This window comes from Shewanella psychropiezotolerans, assembly GCF_007197555.1.
Classification (GTDB): domain Bacteria; phylum Pseudomonadota; class Gammaproteobacteria; order Enterobacterales; family Shewanellaceae; genus Shewanella; species Shewanella psychropiezotolerans.
The window spans coordinates 2,061,801-2,077,784 of sequence record NZ_CP041614.1 but is presented as its reverse complement, the minus strand read 5'-3'; the positions used below and the strand labels follow the sequence as shown (position 1 = coordinate 2,077,784).

Below are 15,984 nucleotides of genomic sequence, written 5' to 3'. Positions count from 1 at the left end.
GGAACTAGAAACTCGTAACCCAAAACTCGATGCTCAAGCCTAATGTCCCATGGATGCAGTGAGACAAACGTTGGCAAGTTGTGCAAAGTGAGTGAAGTTATCAAACTCGGCCTGAGTCAATTTACGCTCTGAGGTCGCGCGGTCAGCATAGATCATACCTATCACTTTGTGATCTATCACCAAGGGGGAAATCATGAAGCCCGTGGCTGATGTTTTGCTTTTCAGATCCGGATCCATATACAAGCGCCATTTAGACGAACTTGGATCATCGACAAACATAGCCTGTTTGAGCTCGATACTGTCACAAAATAGGCATTGAGGTTGCTCTAAGGTAATAATAAATTCGGTCTTCATCGTCTCGGCCCCCTCGCCTAATGCGATGCGCGGCTGCAATCGTTTACGGTTAGGGGATAACAATAAAACACCGCAGCGATCCACACCCACTCCATCTAACAATCCCTCTAACGTGGTGGTGATCACCCGATTAAAGTCGGCTTTGTTTATGGCACAATCCGTGAGTTCGCGTAACTTCTTTAACTGTAAGGTCATGTTCGGCATACGAACCAAGGGGGCATTAATCTCGGCAACCAGATTTTTCTTAAGATGCATGGGGTTAGGAAGATGTTCTATAAGCACTTTAGCGCCATAGGCTTCGGCTAATTTTTTTGTGGCGTTACTACAGCGGACCATGCGAAGTTTCAGTTCATCGACCTCGATACCTAACATGCTGGCAGCTTGCTTTAGCCTAAGCTGAAGTTCCTCAGGCGCCGGATTCTCCTGTGCCAAGAGTTCACTTATCTGATTGGCTAGATAAATACTGCGGATCTCAGGGGTGCGTTCATCGGGATTACTCAGAGATTTAAGTAACACATCTCCCAGGCCCCAGCTTCGTGCGATACCGAGTGTGAGCTTATTGAAAGAGGTACCTAACATCTCACGAATGATCCCTTTCTCTTCTTTATTATCGCTACACTGATCTATAGCCGCATCAAGCGCAACCGCCTCATCACAGCCGGTGCTCCAAAAAGCGCTTTCACCTAAGTGATACAGTAAGGATGCAATAAACACCTCCTCCTGTAACTCTTCATCATGATCTCTGAGCATCATCTTGGCTAACATGGCCGCCTGAAAAGCACGGGCCATCAGTTTGATAAGTCTTTGATATACAGGCTCAGACAAGCCTTTTGATTCGAGTAAGCTACTGAGTAATTTAGCGGTAATACAGATATTACGTATAGTATCGAAACCTAACACCACAGTGGCACGACTCACGGTCGTCACCTGATTCTGACCTTTACTGTAAGTGGCGCTATTTGCCACTCTTAATATTCGAGAGGTCAATGCATTATCGTGCATCACGCTCTTCCCGAGTAATCCCAGGGAAGATACGTCGTCTTTAGCCAGCTTCTCCAGTGTTTTCACCGTAGAGCATAATGCCGGCATCTCCTGATCGCTGATGCGCTTAGTCCAGTAATCGACTCCCTTCGATTTAACCTGAGATTGACTCTGAGTTTGGGAATTCAAATAGTTCTCTTCTCATAGATGCTTATAAAGGATTGAGATAAGCTTTTGCCTACATCTAAAGTATAGGCATAAAAATTTATAACATAGTTAATACAAATAATACCAATAAACATAGCCTAGCTTAAGTAAAATACCGAAACAGTTTGATTTGAAAGTGGTTACCGACATCAACTGCCTATTTATCGACCATGCCTTGTACTATTTGGAAATCAAAAACCACAGTTAAGAAGTGAGTGTCGAAGGGGAAAAACAGATAAAAAAATGCGGCTCAATCGAGCCGCGAACACAAGCAAACATTGTCGTAGCAATGTTATTCTTTAAAATAGTCGTCTGGAATGAAAAACCCATGCAGCACGTAGGAATACTGCACGGGGGACAACGGCTGCAGAGCAGCAAACTGAAATAGTTAAATTCCCTCACAGAGCAGCAGTAACTCCTTGGCACGTATAGGGCCATCGACATCTCGGGTGATGTGTAGCTGATTCTTCTGTCCGGCACCTAGATATTGATTAAAGATCGCCATGGCCGTACCGGCAAGCTCAGGATGTGCCACCCAAGTGCCGTCATGTCCGTTGCGGGCCTCGAGTTCCTTATCTGTCCGCAGCTGTTGTAATACGGTTTCGTTTAGCTCTGCATCTTTCGTCGGAATAAACGCCACCATACCACCCATAGCGAGTGCGCCACGCTTATGGCATACCTTAACCAATAAACGGGAAAAGACGCTTAAAAATGCCTCATCCATGGTTAAGTTCTGTCTATCGGTCAGCACATGTTCACCATGATTATTAAGGGTCTTTATATCACGAAAAATATAATCCCAACGGCCACAGTTGAGTGCCACTATATTCGAACGTAACTCGAATAAGATCTCTTCCATCTCAAATACCGCAGGTAAGGTCTCTATCAGACACGTACACTTAATCGTGCCAGGTAGAAGACAGAAACGTTCCTCGACATAGGCAAAAACCTTAGCCCACCAACGGGCTTCAAGATGACTTTCCAGTTTTGGGATATAGAAATAGGGGCCACTACCTTTATTCAGTAGCTGGCGATAGTTATTGTAAAAATAGAGGGCAAAATCAAATAGCGATGCAGGAATACTTAGCCCATTAAACTCAACATGCTTCTCAGTTAAGTGCAGACCACGGACGCAACATATCAAAACGGCGGGATCTTCATTAAGCCGATAGTGTTTTGCGGTGGTAGGATCGGTATATTCTATGTTTCCTGCCACGGCATCGCGCAAATTAATCTGTCCTTCGACGACCTTATTCCAAGTGGGAGCTAAAGAATCTTCGAAATCAGCCACAAATACTTTTGCATTGGCATTAAGCGCATTGATCACCATCTGACGTTCGACCGATCCCATTATCTCCACCCTTCTGTCTTGTAGATCTTCTGGGATACCACGGATCTGCCAACTAGCCTTTCTAACCGACTCTGTTTGAGCTAAGAAGTCAGGCCGCTTACCGGCATTCAACTCCTCCTGCCTATGTGAACGCTGCACCAGCAGTTCAGGTATTTCTGCAGCAAATTGTTGACACAACACATTCAATAAGCTCAGTGCACCTTGACTAAAAATAGCTTCTTGGCCATCGACATCTTCACCTATGATGTTAAGTTCGTTGTTAGATTCGACATCTCGTTTGCTGCAATCTGGGCTAGCACTATTGGCGGAAGAAGCAGAAAAAGAGACTGATCTCGTGTTTGCCTTAAGCTCGGGTGTTATTGCCGACAAAGCTTGCAGAGGCTCACCGACCTCTAGACTTCTAAATTGAGGTTCACGCTGGACCCTACTCAATACATCTTGTGTCATTTTTCGCTTCCTCTTCTGTGCTATTTAGCGATGCATTCGCTGTGCTTCGCCGACTTCAATCTCGAATCTATTTGCATGTTCGAATCAGAACAACTGCTGGACTCTCGACTCGCTTCAATGAGTCAAGAACTGAATACTATCGCTTCATTTTGAACAAAACCTACTAACAAAATCGATCGTTTGCAATGGTAAAACAGTACAAACTGAAATCATTTATTAAATAGAAACTAAGAGGAACAAGGAATTTTTACACCAACAAAAACAACATAACACACTGAAAACAAACAATATAAATGTCAATAAAAAGAGAGGCGCATTCAAATAAATAAGTTATTGGACAAATTGACCAGAGATCTTAATTGGTAATTTATTACGTAACAATATTACATTAAGTAACTATAACTATACACCTGAGACAAACGGCCCAGAAAATATACACAAGCTCTTCTGTTTGGTACTTCCCCATAGGTAAAACCATAACATCACGATATTTCAATGACTTATACAGTTCTGATAAAACACAGTATTTAAACGATTGTTTTAATTTTACGTTTACGAAAACGTCAACTTAAAAACAGACACGCACAACAAGGCATTAACAACTCCCGACGTATGTTTATCGATCAACATGGGAAAAAACATTGGTTAAATCGGGAAAAACTTAGAAAAAATATCAGAAACTCTATTGGATTGCTCACGAGAAGTCATGCCAATCGGTATAGATTGAACTCAGCTTCGAACTGAAATAGGTGATACTAAGAGTGATAGGAAAGCTAGAAAGCTAGAATGTTGGAATGAGATCTCCAAGGGCCAATAATACTCCCGGTATCATCATGGCATTTGCCACATCCCTGTGGGTCAGATTCAGGAGGTACGAGCACCTTCATACCGATTTTCTAAAAGCAGCTTACTATCTAAGTGCCACTATATGGTCAACCTAAGCCGTTAACCTAGAGCCATCTTACTCTTTTGATAACCAGAGCGACTCTGCTCAATCTCAGGCTTATAAAGTGTGACACAGTTGCGCCCCTGCTCTTTAGAGTGATACATGGCGATATCGGCTCTATGCAGCAAGGGATCTAAACTCAAGTCATCTTCACTACTCGTCGATACGCCAAAGCTTGCCGTGATATTAAAATTGTGGCCAGAAAATCTGGTCTCAATTGATTGAATAAGGCTGCGATACTCTTCCGCCATGGCATTCGCTTTAGCTTCATCAGTACCAGGTAGAAACAGGGCAAATTCCTCACCTCCGAAGCGTGCAAAAATATCATCGCTTCGACTGATTTTATTGATCACTTCCGCCACCTTCTTTAATACCCAATCTCCGGTACCATGGCCATAGTTATCATTGATGCGCTTAAAGTAATCGAGATCGAACATGATGACACTAAACATTCCTCTCTTCGATGCAGTCTTAATATAACTGTTTTCAGCAATGTTCTGAGCTGTACCGCGATTGAAAATCCCCGTTAAAGCATCGTGCTGGGCCAACTGTTTATATTTACGCTTCTGCATCGTCATTACCAAAGCGAAGATAGCCAATAAAACTAATCCACCGAAAACGAACGTATTCATCAACCGTTCATTTCTTCGTTGTAATTCAGTCAAAGTCGCCTTAGCTGTATAGAGCTCGCGATCTTTGTTGAGATAACGTATCTGTCGTTCTTTCTCAATATAATTAAGCTTAGTCGTCTCAAAGGCGATGATTTTACTTTGGGTTTCACCTAAATCTGTTAAATAGTTTTGCAGGTATAATTTTCTGTTTGTTAATGCCGCATCTATATTAGCAAGATTTTCGTTTACTTCGGAGAGTATGAGATAAAAGCTCGCTAACAGCTGTTTGTCTTTAAGGCTACTAATAAGTTCAGATACCTCATTTAATCTTGACAAGGCTTGTTTATATTTAGCCTCACCCATATCAACCTTAGCTAATGCCATATTGATATCAGCAATATCGAGCGGGTAAGGAATTGAAGAAGATAACTCCAATGCTTGCTTTAATATGAGCCTAGCTTCAGTCAATTTATCTAGCTGCATGGTAATCTTACCAAGCCCAATCAAGGAACCAGCCATGACCATCTTCTCATTAGCCAGTGAACACTCATCAAAAGCATCTTGATACATATCAATAATTTTTGTTCCATATCCAACTTGATCCTTAAATACTGCATTCAAGCTTTCAGCATAGGAAAAAGTGGTAAAGCAACGATGTCGCGCTTCTGACATGTTCGGCAATTTTTTATGAAGAATCTTTGCATATTTCAGTGCTTCATTATTCAAGTTCATCTGCACTAACAGCTCAATAGCTAAAGTGTATCCATACACCTCACTCTCTATATCATCAACCTCAGCAAGTAAGGGCAGTAGTTGATGCAATGTCTGTAATGACTTAGCATAGTGGTTATAATGAGAGTAAGTGTTTGCTAACAAATATAGAAACCGACTTTTATACTTAATAAGACCTGTATTGAATGGGCTAGCCAGTTGTTCATTTAAGAGACTTATGGCCATTTCTGATTTTCCAGATAAGGCATATGAATGTGCTCGAAGCAAACTGTAGCGATAAACTTGCTCTTGGCTCATGATTGAAGTAAAAGAAGATAACGTCTTAAGTTGGTCAATAACGACTTCAGGTTGCTGTGTACGGATATGTTCTAGTTTTAAGAGTGCTTTATCTAAATATTCTGGGCTGACATTAGTAACCTCTAGTTGTGTTATTTTTTTATTACCACTAAATTCAGCTAAAGCTTTTGTCGGGAATACACTGAAAACTCCCGAAATCATCATAAAAATAGAAGCTAAAAACAGTTCTCTCATATTAAAAACACTTACTACGCCATCGATTTTTTTAAAAGTAATCTCATAGATTCGAATCACTCTAGTTATCATTTTTATGTTTGACATAGTAGACTCTAGTTCAGCACTAAATAACCTATTAATGATTAAGACAGTAAATATCTTGCAGCTCATAATCCTATTAGAGCTGCATAAAAATTGGCCTTGATACATTAATCAGGATTTCTTATATATTTACTATACGCTCTCTTGTCACTAGTCACATCAGTCAAGCTATTTTCATCACCTGAGCGCATAGCATTTTTCTCTTTATCATTAAGTCCAGCCTCTTCCATCACCTGCTCAGGAGTCTCAAGGTATTTAGCATTTAACTTTGCATCTGAACTTAGGTTTTCTAACAGGTCATTTAACTTTGACATTAAGTCGATCCTTTTATGTAATTACGGTCTTTTATTTATAGCGATACTGCAATGCTACCTAACTTATTCTTTAACCCTTTGTCTTTTAAGTTATAATTTAAATTTAGAACTAAAGTTTATGACTGATTTTATAAAAGTCTATTACCCTAAATCCGCGACGGTGATGCCTAACTTGGCTAAGATATCATGGTTAATCTCAAGCTTTCTCGACGGCGGAATAAGCAAGGTACTGATGGCGCTTAACTGTGCGAAAGGAAGATTTTTCAGGGGTAACTTGTCAATTCTAGGTTGCTGTACCGGTAGAGTTGCTGCTTCATAGAGGATGATTTCATGATCGAGTGGATACCATTCATTTAGCTGTTCCACCAAGACTTGCAAGCGATCCGATGACGTATGAAACTCAGTCAAGGTGTGCTCACCTGCGATGCCTATCTGCCACAATAATAGGTGTGTCGTTGGGTCCGGTGTATGTTTGTAAAACATAAACTGACTCGCTTCAAAACTCTGATGACCAGAATGACCTGGATCTATTCCTAAGTCGGCCCATAAACAGGCCTCCGCCGAAATACCCGGCTCCATCTTAGCCCTGTATCCCTCTCCCCTCGCCAGCTCGATGGCAAAGTGAGATACACAGGCAAATACACCTGGATGACCGTAGAGTGCACAAACCACTTTCTTGCCATCGCGAACCGCATTTAAAATGGCTTGTACCATCTGGTCATAAGTATCACGACGGCTTTTAGTTTCGTCACCTTGAGCATAGTAAGGCTGCAGGCTACGAACATCACTATTGAGGGTTTCCAGCCAACGCTGTGCAAACCCATCTGGCACGAGCGAAAACACCACATCGGCATTTTCTATATAACTCTTGCTGAGAACACTTATCTGACCAGCTAGATTGAGGCCAGTACCGACACAAACTAGGCTACCTTGGTGACATGTACTATTTTGTAGCGTCGGCATTACTTGAGTTCTCTAGATAGACTATTCATCAAAACATATTCTCATAACTTTTCTGTTACTTTGCAAGTTCTTATTACTAAGAAAACAAACTTAAATAAATTAATATGTTGCAGCTCAACTTAGCTGTTTAAAAAACTAAACTTGGTACATTTTGACTATTTTATAGAGTTATCAATCTAAGCTATCTTAGCTAAGCTGCAGCCCACCTAACACAGGACAAAAGTTTCCAACTTAAGACACACTTTTCACACCTCACTTTTAGCTGGATTTCACACCAGTTTGTTGCACAAAAAGAAAACAGTTAAACCTATAATGCTAACTTTCTGAACCAATCGAATAGATGATGGTCGAATCAGTCGGTCTTACCAAGAGATTGGCACGACTCAAATTAACGGAATAATGTTCCATCAACTCTTGTCACAGTAGCTTGTGCTTGGGTATGATGACCGATAGATTTTTATGAAGTAGTGTATTCAATGACAATTAAAAAGAAGAGCCTTACCCTTTTGGGCGCCGCTGCGCTCTCGTTATCAGTAACAGGATGTAGTGTATTTGACTGGCTGATCTATAAGCCAGATATTCCACAAGGTAACTACATGGAAACTCAGCAGGTAGAGAAACTGCGTATTGAGATGACCAAGGAGCAAGTTGAATACATACTAGGCAGACCCGTATTACGTGACAGCTTTTCCGACGATACTTGGTATTACGTGTATCACTATAAGAGTGGACGTGATGCCAGCATCATACACAAAGAGCTGATCATTCACTTTGAAAATGACATTCTGATTAAAGTGGTAGGGGATTACGATCTTGCGGAAGATTTTGATACACCACTAGACCAGAGCCGTCTTCCTGATGCGTCTATGCTAGAAACTGAAGTTGAAAACAATGAAGAGCCATTGATCCCGGAGCAGCGTCCTGATACTAAGCCATTAGTAGAAGAGAATGATCCTGAATCTCAAGCAGAAAAGAAGTTTGAATAGCAGAAGCTTAATGAATTAAGTCGATGTGTTCCTAGCGTCAGGCGTCAGGAACACATTCAATTATTATCTATATCTTTCCGCCCGTGATCTTATTTATCCGGCCTTCCTCTTTCGCTTTTTCGGCACGACGACGTCGTACATCTTTCGGATCAGCAATCAAGGGACGATAAATCTCTACCCTCTGCCCGGGCATTAAGACTTCGTTATGCTTAACCGCACGGCTAAAAATCCCTAGCTTGACCGTTTCAAGGTCGATTTCAGGGAAATAGGTAATCATGCCGCTCAATTCCACCGCTTCAATACAGCTAGTTCCTGGCGCCACTTTTATCTGGATACGTTTTTGCTGTGTGGGTAAGGCATAGATAACCTCTACCGCAAAACCTTCCTGCTCTATGTTCATCAATTTATCTCTTTCAATATGGAACAAGCTAAAAGCAATTAGCTAGTAGCTTATAGCTTATAGCTCGAAGCTTATAGCTCGAAGCTCATAGCTCGAAGCTCATAGCTAATTGCTGACGACTATCGATAGATCACTTTCGCTCTGCCGGTAAACGCCGTCACCATAGATGACATCAACTCTTTAAACACCTTGCCGAAAGCCAGTTCAACGAGAGAGTTAGAGAACTCGAAACTTAACTCGAAATCTATCTTGCAGGCATCTTCGGTCAATTCAGTGAAGCGCCACTCGCCGAGCAAATGCTTGAAAGGGCCATTTTCTAAAGAAAGCTGAATACTCTTACCCGGTATGACTTGATTACGGGTAGTGAAGGTTTTACTAATACCAGCTTTGGACACATCTACAGATGCGAGCATAGTCTCACCGTCAAACTCGAGCACCTTGCCACCGACACAACCGGGCAAAAACTCTTTATAGGATTCAACATCATTGACGATTTCATACATCTGCATTGCGCTAAAGCGCACTAACACACTGCGGGATATTTGGGGCATTCTACTCTTTACCTGAAACAGTTTATCTCAACAATTTGATTAAACCAGTTGCCAAAGACAATCACCTTAACGAACGCTAAAGATGATCACTAATGACAGGATTTTAACACGATCATAGAAAAACGCATATTCACCTCTTTCTAAAGTGAGACACCTAAAAGCACCGCTTGCCTAATTGCCACCTTAAAGCAGGCTTTGTTTGTTCAAAAATCACGCAAACCCTCGTTATTCTGCAGAAATGTCTGAATAATTCGTCGGCAGCAATTCCAAAAAACTTGTCCCTGCGTATAATAGCCAGCCTATGGCTAAGAAAAATGCAAAAAAATCAAAAAACTCCTCCGCATCGATTGCCCGTAATAAACGCGCAACCTTCGACTATAAATTCGAAGAGAAGATGGAAGCAGGTCTGTCCCTAATGGGATGGGAAGTTAAGTCTATTCGAATGGGCAAGGTTAACTTGTCTGAAAGCTATGTGTTTATGAGAGAAGGCGAAGCCTTTCTCTTCGGTTGTACCATAGCGCCATTGAATACCGCATCAACCCATGTCGTCTGTGATCCTATGCGCTCGCGTAAACTTCTGCTCAAACGAAAAGAGCTAGATAAGTTACAAGGGCTCGTCGATCGTAAGGGCTACTCTATCGTACCTATCTCTATGTACTGGCAGAAAGGTGCCTGGGTCAAAATCGAGATAGGTCTAGGTAAAGGTAAGAAAGAACACGATAAGCGTGACGATACTAAAGATCGTGAATGGCAGATTGAAAAAGCTCGAACAATGAAAAAAGCCGTACGTGGTGAATAGCACTCCCGTCTCTCCGGCAATGCTTTTAAGCCGGAGTCCGGTCATGAAACGAAGTTTTAAATGATAAAATGCTTGGTACGAACAATGAATAGCCAATCATTTACTGAAAAACAATAAAAAACACGCAAAACGTACGGATAACGAACAAACGATATAACGAGTTGCAAAACACGCTTGGTAATCGAGTGGCAACGCGTTACAATCGAATTGTACTTGGGGGCGATTCTGGATTCGACAAGATTCTCGAAACCCTGGGAGCATGCCGAGGGGAGGTTGGCCTCGTAAAAAGCCTCACTGTTATAGTTGCTAACGACTCTAACTACTCTCTAGCAGCTTAGGCTAGCTAGCCATCTTGCCGAAACTTCTCAAATGGGTTTGGTTTATAGATGGTCATCTTACATTTGATAGCGAGGGAACCACGTTCAGGGGTGAACCGCGAAATAGTACTGAACTCGCCAATTGCAATCCTGTCTTTCGGAGTGTACTTGGTTAACCAAAAGAGAGACTAAGCATGTAGCGCCTTGGATGTAGGCTTTTTGGACGCGGGTTCGAGCCCCGCCGCCTCCACCAATTACTAAGAAAGGCCAACCACTTCTTATAACAAGAATGGTTGGCCTTTTTTTATTGCTTAAATTCAATCTATTACGCACTATCCCCTCCCCTGATTCAGCGTAAAACGCTTCAAAAACAACCATTCCTTCATCGTTTCTCAATGGCGGCAAAGTGGCGACAGCGCACAGCCATGGCTTCAAAAGGCACGACTCAATGTTTACTCCAAATAACTGGCGTTCTTGGCTTTACACAGACGTTCTGTGAGCGCTTGCAAATATTCCACTCGCTCACCTAACCATTCGAGTTCTTCCAAGATGATCACATAACTGAGTTTATAGCGAGCATCGACATAAGCTTTACGCAACAGTTTAAAGCGCTGACGATCCTCTTCGGTCCCCATCGGGAACACCGTGATAAACTCAAGCTCAATACTGGCCACTCGACCGCCTAATTTTTTTAAATCATGGCTATTGGGTTTATAGCAGGTAAAGACTAATAATATGGCACTATAGAAAGATTCGGTGACTTGATGTAACACGAATGCAGCTTTGTTTAAGAAACCTGATTCCAACATAAACCTAAAATTAATAAAAAACTCATCAGCTCCCTGAAGCCAATAATCCAAATATTCCTGTGCTAAATCATGATGTTCCTTTGTCGTCAGTTCTTTGGCTTCATCAAGGGTAAAGTTACCGGTGTCATACAACATTACCCTTCACGCTTAATGTGGCTCTGTTGCAAAGATCATCGGCTCAGCTAAGCTCCTCTTTTGTTTTAGGCCTGCTAGCTCATGAAACTCTTTAAGTATCGACAATTTTCCTATGAAATTATCATTTGGGCTGCACGTTGGTATTGTAAATACGGGATCAGCTATCGAGAACTCGAAGAGATGCTCTGTGAACGGGGTATCAATGTTGATCACAATACCATTTATCGCTGAGTTCAGCGTTATGCGCCAGAAATAGAAAACAATTAAGATGGTATTGGAAGCCCAAAGCGGGATTAAGCTGGAAGGTCGATGAAACCTACATCAAAGTGAAAGGAAAATGGGTGTATCTCTATCGGGCTGTAGATAAACAAGGTCATACCGTTGACTTTTATTTATCGTCCAGACGAAATGCTAAGGCTGCTAAACTGTTTTTGGGTAAAGCTTTGAAAGGGCTCAAATGCTGGGAGTGTCCTTCCGCCATCAATACCAACAAGGCCGCCTCCTACGGTGTAGCTATTACGGAATTAAAGAAAGAAGGCAAATGTCCTGAAGCGCTTGAACACCGGCAAATTAAATACCTGAACAATGCGGTAGAAGCAGATCATGGAAAATTGAAAAGGCTCATCAATCCTGTGCGAGGATTCAAATCGATGAAGACGGCTTATGCCACTATCAAGGGATTTGAAGTGATGCACATGTTTAAAAAAGGACAGTTCAAGATCTGGTTATCCGGTCAAGGAATAGCAGGAGAGATCCGTCTAATAACCAATGCACTGGTAAATTATTAATAACCAGTCAGATCACCGGAGCCATTTCGGGCTAAGAGCAATCTTTGCAACAGAGCCCGCTCTTGTACTTAGACCCTTCATATTTGGACCGTGTTAAAAATACTCACTGATAGCTAAGTAACGTTGACGTATATGTTCTATTAGTAGGCGTATCTTCTTCGGTGGTTTACGCGTAAAAGGATAAACAGCATAAACGCCAAGTTTTTTTGCGACTTGATTAGGCATCACATCGATTAAATCACCCTTTAACAGATCGTGGTAAACCAAGCACCGAGGTACATAAGCTATGCCATATCCGCCTAAAGCGGCTTTTCTAAGGGCGGAGGCATTGTCAGTGGTAAAGTTGCCTTTAATTTTAAGAATATAGTCCCCCTCATCGCCTTTGAACTCCCATTCGCTTGCCCCTGTTGTCTGGTAGGCGTACTGCAAACAATTATAGTCTATTAATGCTTCAGGCTCCGTGGGCCGGCCGTGGTGTTTGATGTAACCCGGGCTGGCGCAAATGATCCATTGTGACTCTATGATGTGACGGGCGATTAAACTTGAGTCTTCTAAATAACCGGTTCGGATGACAAGATCGTAGTTATCTTCGATCAGGTCGACAAAAAGATTTTCCAGTGACATATCGACGGTCATTCCTGGGTACTGAGCACAAAATTCGGCAACGGCATCGGCTAAGAGCAGCTCTCCAGAGATCGTCGGTACCGACATTTTAATGTGACCTGTGATGCTTTCACCAAATCCAGAGACGGTATTGATGGCTTCAGTTGCGACTTGCTGGACATTGGCTGCCCCTTTGTACAACTTTTTTCCCGCTTCACTTAATGTCAGCTTTCGGGTTGTTCGATAGAGAAGTTGAACACCAAGATCTTTCTCTAATCGTGCAATTCTTTTACTCACCACCGAATTGGTCAGTGAATTCTGTTCTGCAACTCGGCTGAATGAACCTTGCTCAACCACTTGAGCAAATAAAATTAAGTCATCAATTCTTGTCATATTAACTCGTTTTTGGAAAGAATCTTTTTCATTATTTCTCTATATCACAAAAAGTAAAAGAGGTACGGTTGCATTGTTGTAACAAGACAGTCTCACATGAGGGTGAGCAAAAAGCTAATCAGGCTGGATCACAGTCAATAATAAAAGGAATCACTATGAGGGTTGCCCCCTCAAATAGACATTAGGTCAATAGTGAGATTAAAGGATAAATAAGCATGAACCAAACCCTACTCGCGTTAATCGCATTTACCCCAATTGTGGTCGCAGGAGTCCTCCTCCTTCCCCTTAACTGGCCAGCAAAACGAGCAATGCCAGTTGCTTTTATAATGACCGTGATTATTGCGCTATTTAGCTGGGAGATGTCAGTCACCCGTGTACTTGCTTCATCACTGCAAGGTTTGGGCATTACGGTTTCAGTGTTGTGGATCATCTTTGGTGCCATTTTTTTACTGAATACGTTGAAGCATACTGGAGCAATAAGTGCGATACGCAATGGTTTCACTGGTATCTCAGCCGATAGACGTGTCCAAGCCATTATTATTGCTTGGTGTTTTGGCTCTTTTATTGAGGGGGCATCCGGCTTCGGCACACCAGCGGCTATCGCCGCACCGCTGTTAGTGGCAATAGGTTTCCCTGCAATGGCAGCCATATTGATGGGGATGATGATCCAATCGACTCCGGTTTCATTTGGTGCGGTTGGCACGCCGATTATCGTGGGGGTAAACAAAGGGCTCGATACCCATAACATCACAGAAGCCCTTGTTGCTAATGGCTCAAATTGGGACTTCTATTTACAAGAAATCACCACCAATGTCTCGTTAATCCACGCCGCTGTCGGGACTTTTATTCCCGTATTAATGGCCATGATGTTAACTCGGTTTTTTGGTGAAAAAAGAAGCTGGGCCGAAGGTCTGGATATCTTGCCTTTTGCACTATTTTCAGGCTTAGCTTTTACTATCCCCTATGCATTAACCGGAATGTTTCTTGGGGCTGAATTTCCCTCGCTTATCGGTGGTTTAGTGAGTCTGGCAATAGTGGTGTCTGCGGCTAAGAAAGATTTTCTTGTTCCTAAAAAAACATGGGATTTTGAAAAGGAAGCACGCTGGCCAGCGGAGTGGATTGGCTCATTAAAAATGGAGATTAAAGAGGATAACCAGCCGATGAATCTGGTATTGGCTTGGACTCCCTATGTACTGTTGGCGCTTATCTTGGTCGCTAGCCGTGTGAGTGTAGATTTAAAAGGTTTACTGCAAGGAGTGAGCTTCTCTTTTAATCACATCCTTGGAGAGATTGGGGTCAGTACGACTATTCAGCCACTTTATCTACCCGGTGGTATTCTTGTGTTTGTCGCCTTGCTGGCCGCCTTACTGCAATCTGGCAGTTTAAAGCCGATGGCTTGTGCATTGGGTGAGTCGAGTAAAACCTTGATGGGGGCAGGTTTCGTCCTTATGTTTACGATTCCTATGGTGCGGATTTTCATTAACTCTGGCGTTAACGCCGCCGACTTAGCCAGCATGCCGATGACTACGGCTCACTTAGTGTCAGGTGTTATGGGAGACTTTTTTCCTGGGTTTAGTGCCAGTATTGGTGCTTTAGGAGCATTTATTGCTGGCTCAAATACAGTGTCGAACATGATGTTTAGCCAGTTTCAGTTCGAGGTTGCTCATACGTTAGCGGTGTCGAGTGCTGCGATGGTGTCACTGCAAGCGGTTGGGGCGGCGGCAGGAAACATGATTGCCATCCATAATGTGGTAGCCGCTTCTGCCACGGTTGGTCTTCTGGGTCGAGAAGGAGCAACTTTACGTAAAACCATTATTCCCACTCTGTATTATCTTATTATCACCGGCATTGTGGGGCTAATTATGATTTACGGTTTTCATATTACCGATGCACTAATGGTTAGTGAGTCACACTGATAAGGAGCCACCTATGCGGATCTATCCGGCAAAACCTAATACCGTGTACTTTTATGGCACTTGTCTCGTGGATATGTTCGATCCAGAGGCGGGACTCGATGCCATAAGCTTACTTGAGCAGCAAGGCCTGGAGGTGATTTTTATCGAAAAACAAACCTGCTGTGGTCAGCCTGCTTATAGCTCAGGTTATACCAAGGAGGCCAAACTTATCGCACAACATCAGATGGATCTGTTTATCGAGCCTTGGCCCGTGATTGTGTTGTCGGGGTCCTGTGGGGGCATGATGCATCACCATTATCGTCGCCTTTACCAAGGTGATAGCACCCAAGCGAAAGTGGAGCAATTTTGCAACCGTGTATTTGAGCTTACTGAATTTTTGGTCAATGTGTGTCGAATTAAACTCGAAGACAAAGGGGATGCGACGTCTGTGGTGATGCACACTTCATGTGCTGCTCGCCGTGAAATGATGGTCCACGTGACTGCGACTCAGTTATTAAACCAGCTGCAAAATGTAGAGCTTAAAGAACAAGCCTATGAAAGTGAATGCTGCGGTTTCGGGGGCACTTTTGCGGTGCGCCATCCTCACATCAGTCAGGCTATGGTGGAAGATAAGACACGTCATTTATCTGAGACGAAAGCGACGGTGCTGGTCAGTGCTGACTGGGGATGTTTATTGAATATTAATGGGGCCTTTGAGTATCAGGGACAATTGATGAAAGGTCGTCATATTGCCAGCTTTTTACTCGAACGTACCGGAGGCAAGTGA

General features: G+C 42.7%; 12 protein-coding genes, 1 other RNA gene and 2 pseudogenes. 6 read left to right on the top strand and 9 right to left on the bottom strand.

Features of this window, described 5'->3' with window-relative positions:
- Nucleotides 1-39 precede the first annotated feature (39 nt).
- From FM037_RS09265 to FM037_RS09245, 5 genes and pseudogenes are all read right to left on the bottom strand, one after another.
- Entirely contained in the window at nucleotides 40-1,443 is a 1,404-nt protein-coding gene (locus FM037_RS09265) for an HDOD domain-containing protein (protein WP_227993095.1), read from the bottom strand.
- A gap of 493 nt (nucleotides 1,444-1,936) precedes the next feature.
- A pseudogene (locus FM037_RS09260) lies at nucleotides 1,937-3,139 on the bottom strand (malate synthase); the annotation flags it as partial.
- Between the two features lie 1,146 nt (nucleotides 3,140-4,285).
- Nucleotides 4,286-6,247: a tetratricopeptide repeat-containing diguanylate cyclase gene (locus FM037_RS09255; protein ID WP_185976995.1), complete on the bottom strand. Its 1,962-nt coding sequence runs from the start codon at nucleotides 6,245-6,247 to the stop codon at nucleotides 4,286-4,288.
- A 104-nt stretch (nucleotides 6,248-6,351) separates the two neighbouring features.
- A complete protein-coding gene (locus tag FM037_RS09250; protein ID WP_144045757.1) occupies nucleotides 6,352-6,558 on the bottom strand; it encodes a hypothetical protein in 207 nt (68 codons plus the stop codon).
- Between the two features lie 141 nt (nucleotides 6,559-6,699).
- Entirely contained in the window at nucleotides 6,700-7,521 is an 822-nt protein-coding gene (locus tag FM037_RS09245) for an SAM-dependent methyltransferase (RefSeq protein WP_144045756.1), read from the bottom strand.
- A gap of 476 nt (nucleotides 7,522-7,997) precedes the next feature.
- Between FM037_RS09245 and FM037_RS09240 the strand changes: the two genes are divergently transcribed.
- A complete protein-coding gene (locus FM037_RS09240; RefSeq protein ID WP_144045755.1) occupies nucleotides 7,998-8,507 on the top strand; it encodes an outer membrane protein assembly factor BamE in 510 nt (169 codons plus the stop codon).
- A 67-nt stretch (nucleotides 8,508-8,574) separates the two neighbouring features.
- On the opposite strand, the gene FM037_RS09235 is transcribed toward FM037_RS09240, so the two are convergent.
- Nucleotides 8,575-8,907: an RnfH family protein gene (locus FM037_RS09235; RefSeq protein WP_144045754.1), complete on the bottom strand. Its 333-nt coding sequence runs from the start codon at nucleotides 8,905-8,907 to the stop codon at nucleotides 8,575-8,577.
- 119 nt (nucleotides 8,908-9,026) lie between these two features.
- Nucleotides 9,027-9,458, bottom strand: a complete 432-nt coding sequence (locus FM037_RS09230) for an SRPBCC family protein (RefSeq protein WP_144045753.1) — start codon at nucleotides 9,456-9,458, stop codon at nucleotides 9,027-9,029.
- 301 nt (nucleotides 9,459-9,759) lie between these two features.
- On the opposite strand from FM037_RS09230, the gene smpB reads away from it, so the two are divergent.
- Both smpB and ssrA read left to right on the top strand, forming a co-directional pair.
- A complete protein-coding gene (smpB, locus tag FM037_RS09225; RefSeq protein ID WP_144045752.1) occupies nucleotides 9,760-10,257 on the top strand; it encodes an SsrA-binding protein SmpB in 498 nt (165 codons plus the stop codon).
- A 215-nt stretch (nucleotides 10,258-10,472) separates the two neighbouring features.
- Nucleotides 10,473-10,827, top strand: a transfer-messenger RNA (tmRNA) gene (ssrA, locus tag FM037_RS09220).
- A gap of 199 nt (nucleotides 10,828-11,026) precedes the next feature.
- On the opposite strand, the gene FM037_RS09215 is transcribed toward ssrA, so the two are convergent.
- Nucleotides 11,027-11,518, bottom strand: coding sequence for a HEPN domain-containing protein (locus FM037_RS09215; protein WP_144045751.1), 492 nt, complete (start codon nucleotides 11,516-11,518; stop codon nucleotides 11,027-11,029).
- Nucleotides 11,519-11,599: 81 nt separating this feature from the next.
- On the opposite strand from FM037_RS09215, the pseudogene FM037_RS09210 reads away from it, so the two are divergent.
- Nucleotides 11,600-12,306 (top strand): annotated as a pseudogene (locus FM037_RS09210) (IS6 family transposase).
- A gap of 93 nt (nucleotides 12,307-12,399) precedes the next feature.
- On the opposite strand, the gene FM037_RS09205 reads toward FM037_RS09210, so the two are convergent.
- Nucleotides 12,400-13,302 carry a LysR family transcriptional regulator gene (locus FM037_RS09205; RefSeq protein WP_144045750.1) on the bottom strand — a complete coding sequence of 301 codons (903 nt, stop codon included), beginning with the start codon at nucleotides 13,300-13,302 and terminating at the stop codon, nucleotides 12,400-12,402.
- Between the two features lie 215 nt (nucleotides 13,303-13,517).
- Between FM037_RS09205 and FM037_RS09200 the strand changes: the two genes are divergently transcribed.
- The gene (locus FM037_RS09200) at nucleotides 13,518-15,218 is read left to right on the top strand and encodes an L-lactate permease (RefSeq protein ID WP_144045749.1); all 1,701 of its coding nucleotides are present in this window, start codon (nucleotides 13,518-13,520) and stop codon (nucleotides 15,216-15,218) included.
- Nucleotides 15,219-15,231: 13 nt separating this feature from the next.
- Entirely contained in the window at nucleotides 15,232-15,984 is a 753-nt protein-coding gene (locus tag FM037_RS09195) for a (Fe-S)-binding protein (protein WP_144045748.1), read from the top strand.

What these genes read in the sequence shown, in the direction of transcription:
- FM037_RS09265 (WP_227993095.1), bottom strand. Translation starts at nt 1,443, where the DNA reads ATGCCGGCATTATGCTCTACGGTGAAAACACTGGAGAAGCTGGCTAAA.
- FM037_RS09255 (WP_185976995.1), bottom strand. Translation starts at nt 6,247, where the DNA reads ATGTCAAACATAAAAATGATAACTAGAGTGATTCGAATCTATGAGATT.
- FM037_RS09250 (WP_144045757.1), bottom strand. Translation starts at nt 6,558, where the DNA reads ATGTCAAAGTTAAATGACCTGTTAGAAAACCTAAGTTCAGATGCAAAG.
- FM037_RS09245 (WP_144045756.1), bottom strand. Translation starts at nt 7,521, where the DNA reads ATGCCGACGCTACAAAATAGTACATGTCACCAAGGTAGCCTAGTTTGT.
- FM037_RS09240 (WP_144045755.1), top strand. Translation starts at nt 7,998, where the DNA reads ATGACAATTAAAAAGAAGAGCCTTACCCTTTTGGGCGCCGCTGCGCTC.
- FM037_RS09235 (WP_144045754.1), bottom strand. Translation starts at nt 8,907, where the DNA reads ATGAACATAGAGCAGGAAGGTTTTGCGGTAGAGGTTATCTATGCCTTA.
- FM037_RS09230 (WP_144045753.1), bottom strand. Translation starts at nt 9,458, where the DNA reads ATGCCCCAAATATCCCGCAGTGTGTTAGTGCGCTTTAGCGCAATGCAG.
- smpB (WP_144045752.1), top strand. Translation starts at nt 9,760, where the DNA reads ATGGCTAAGAAAAATGCAAAAAAATCAAAAAACTCCTCCGCATCGATT.
- FM037_RS09215 (WP_144045751.1), bottom strand. Translation starts at nt 11,518, where the DNA reads ATGTTGTATGACACCGGTAACTTTACCCTTGATGAAGCCAAAGAACTG.
- FM037_RS09205 (WP_144045750.1), bottom strand. Translation starts at nt 13,302, where the DNA reads ATGACAAGAATTGATGACTTAATTTTATTTGCTCAAGTGGTTGAGCAA.
- FM037_RS09200 (WP_144045749.1), top strand. Translation starts at nt 13,518, where the DNA reads ATGAACCAAACCCTACTCGCGTTAATCGCATTTACCCCAATTGTGGTC.
- FM037_RS09195 (WP_144045748.1), top strand. Translation starts at nt 15,232, where the DNA reads ATGCGGATCTATCCGGCAAAACCTAATACCGTGTACTTTTATGGCACT.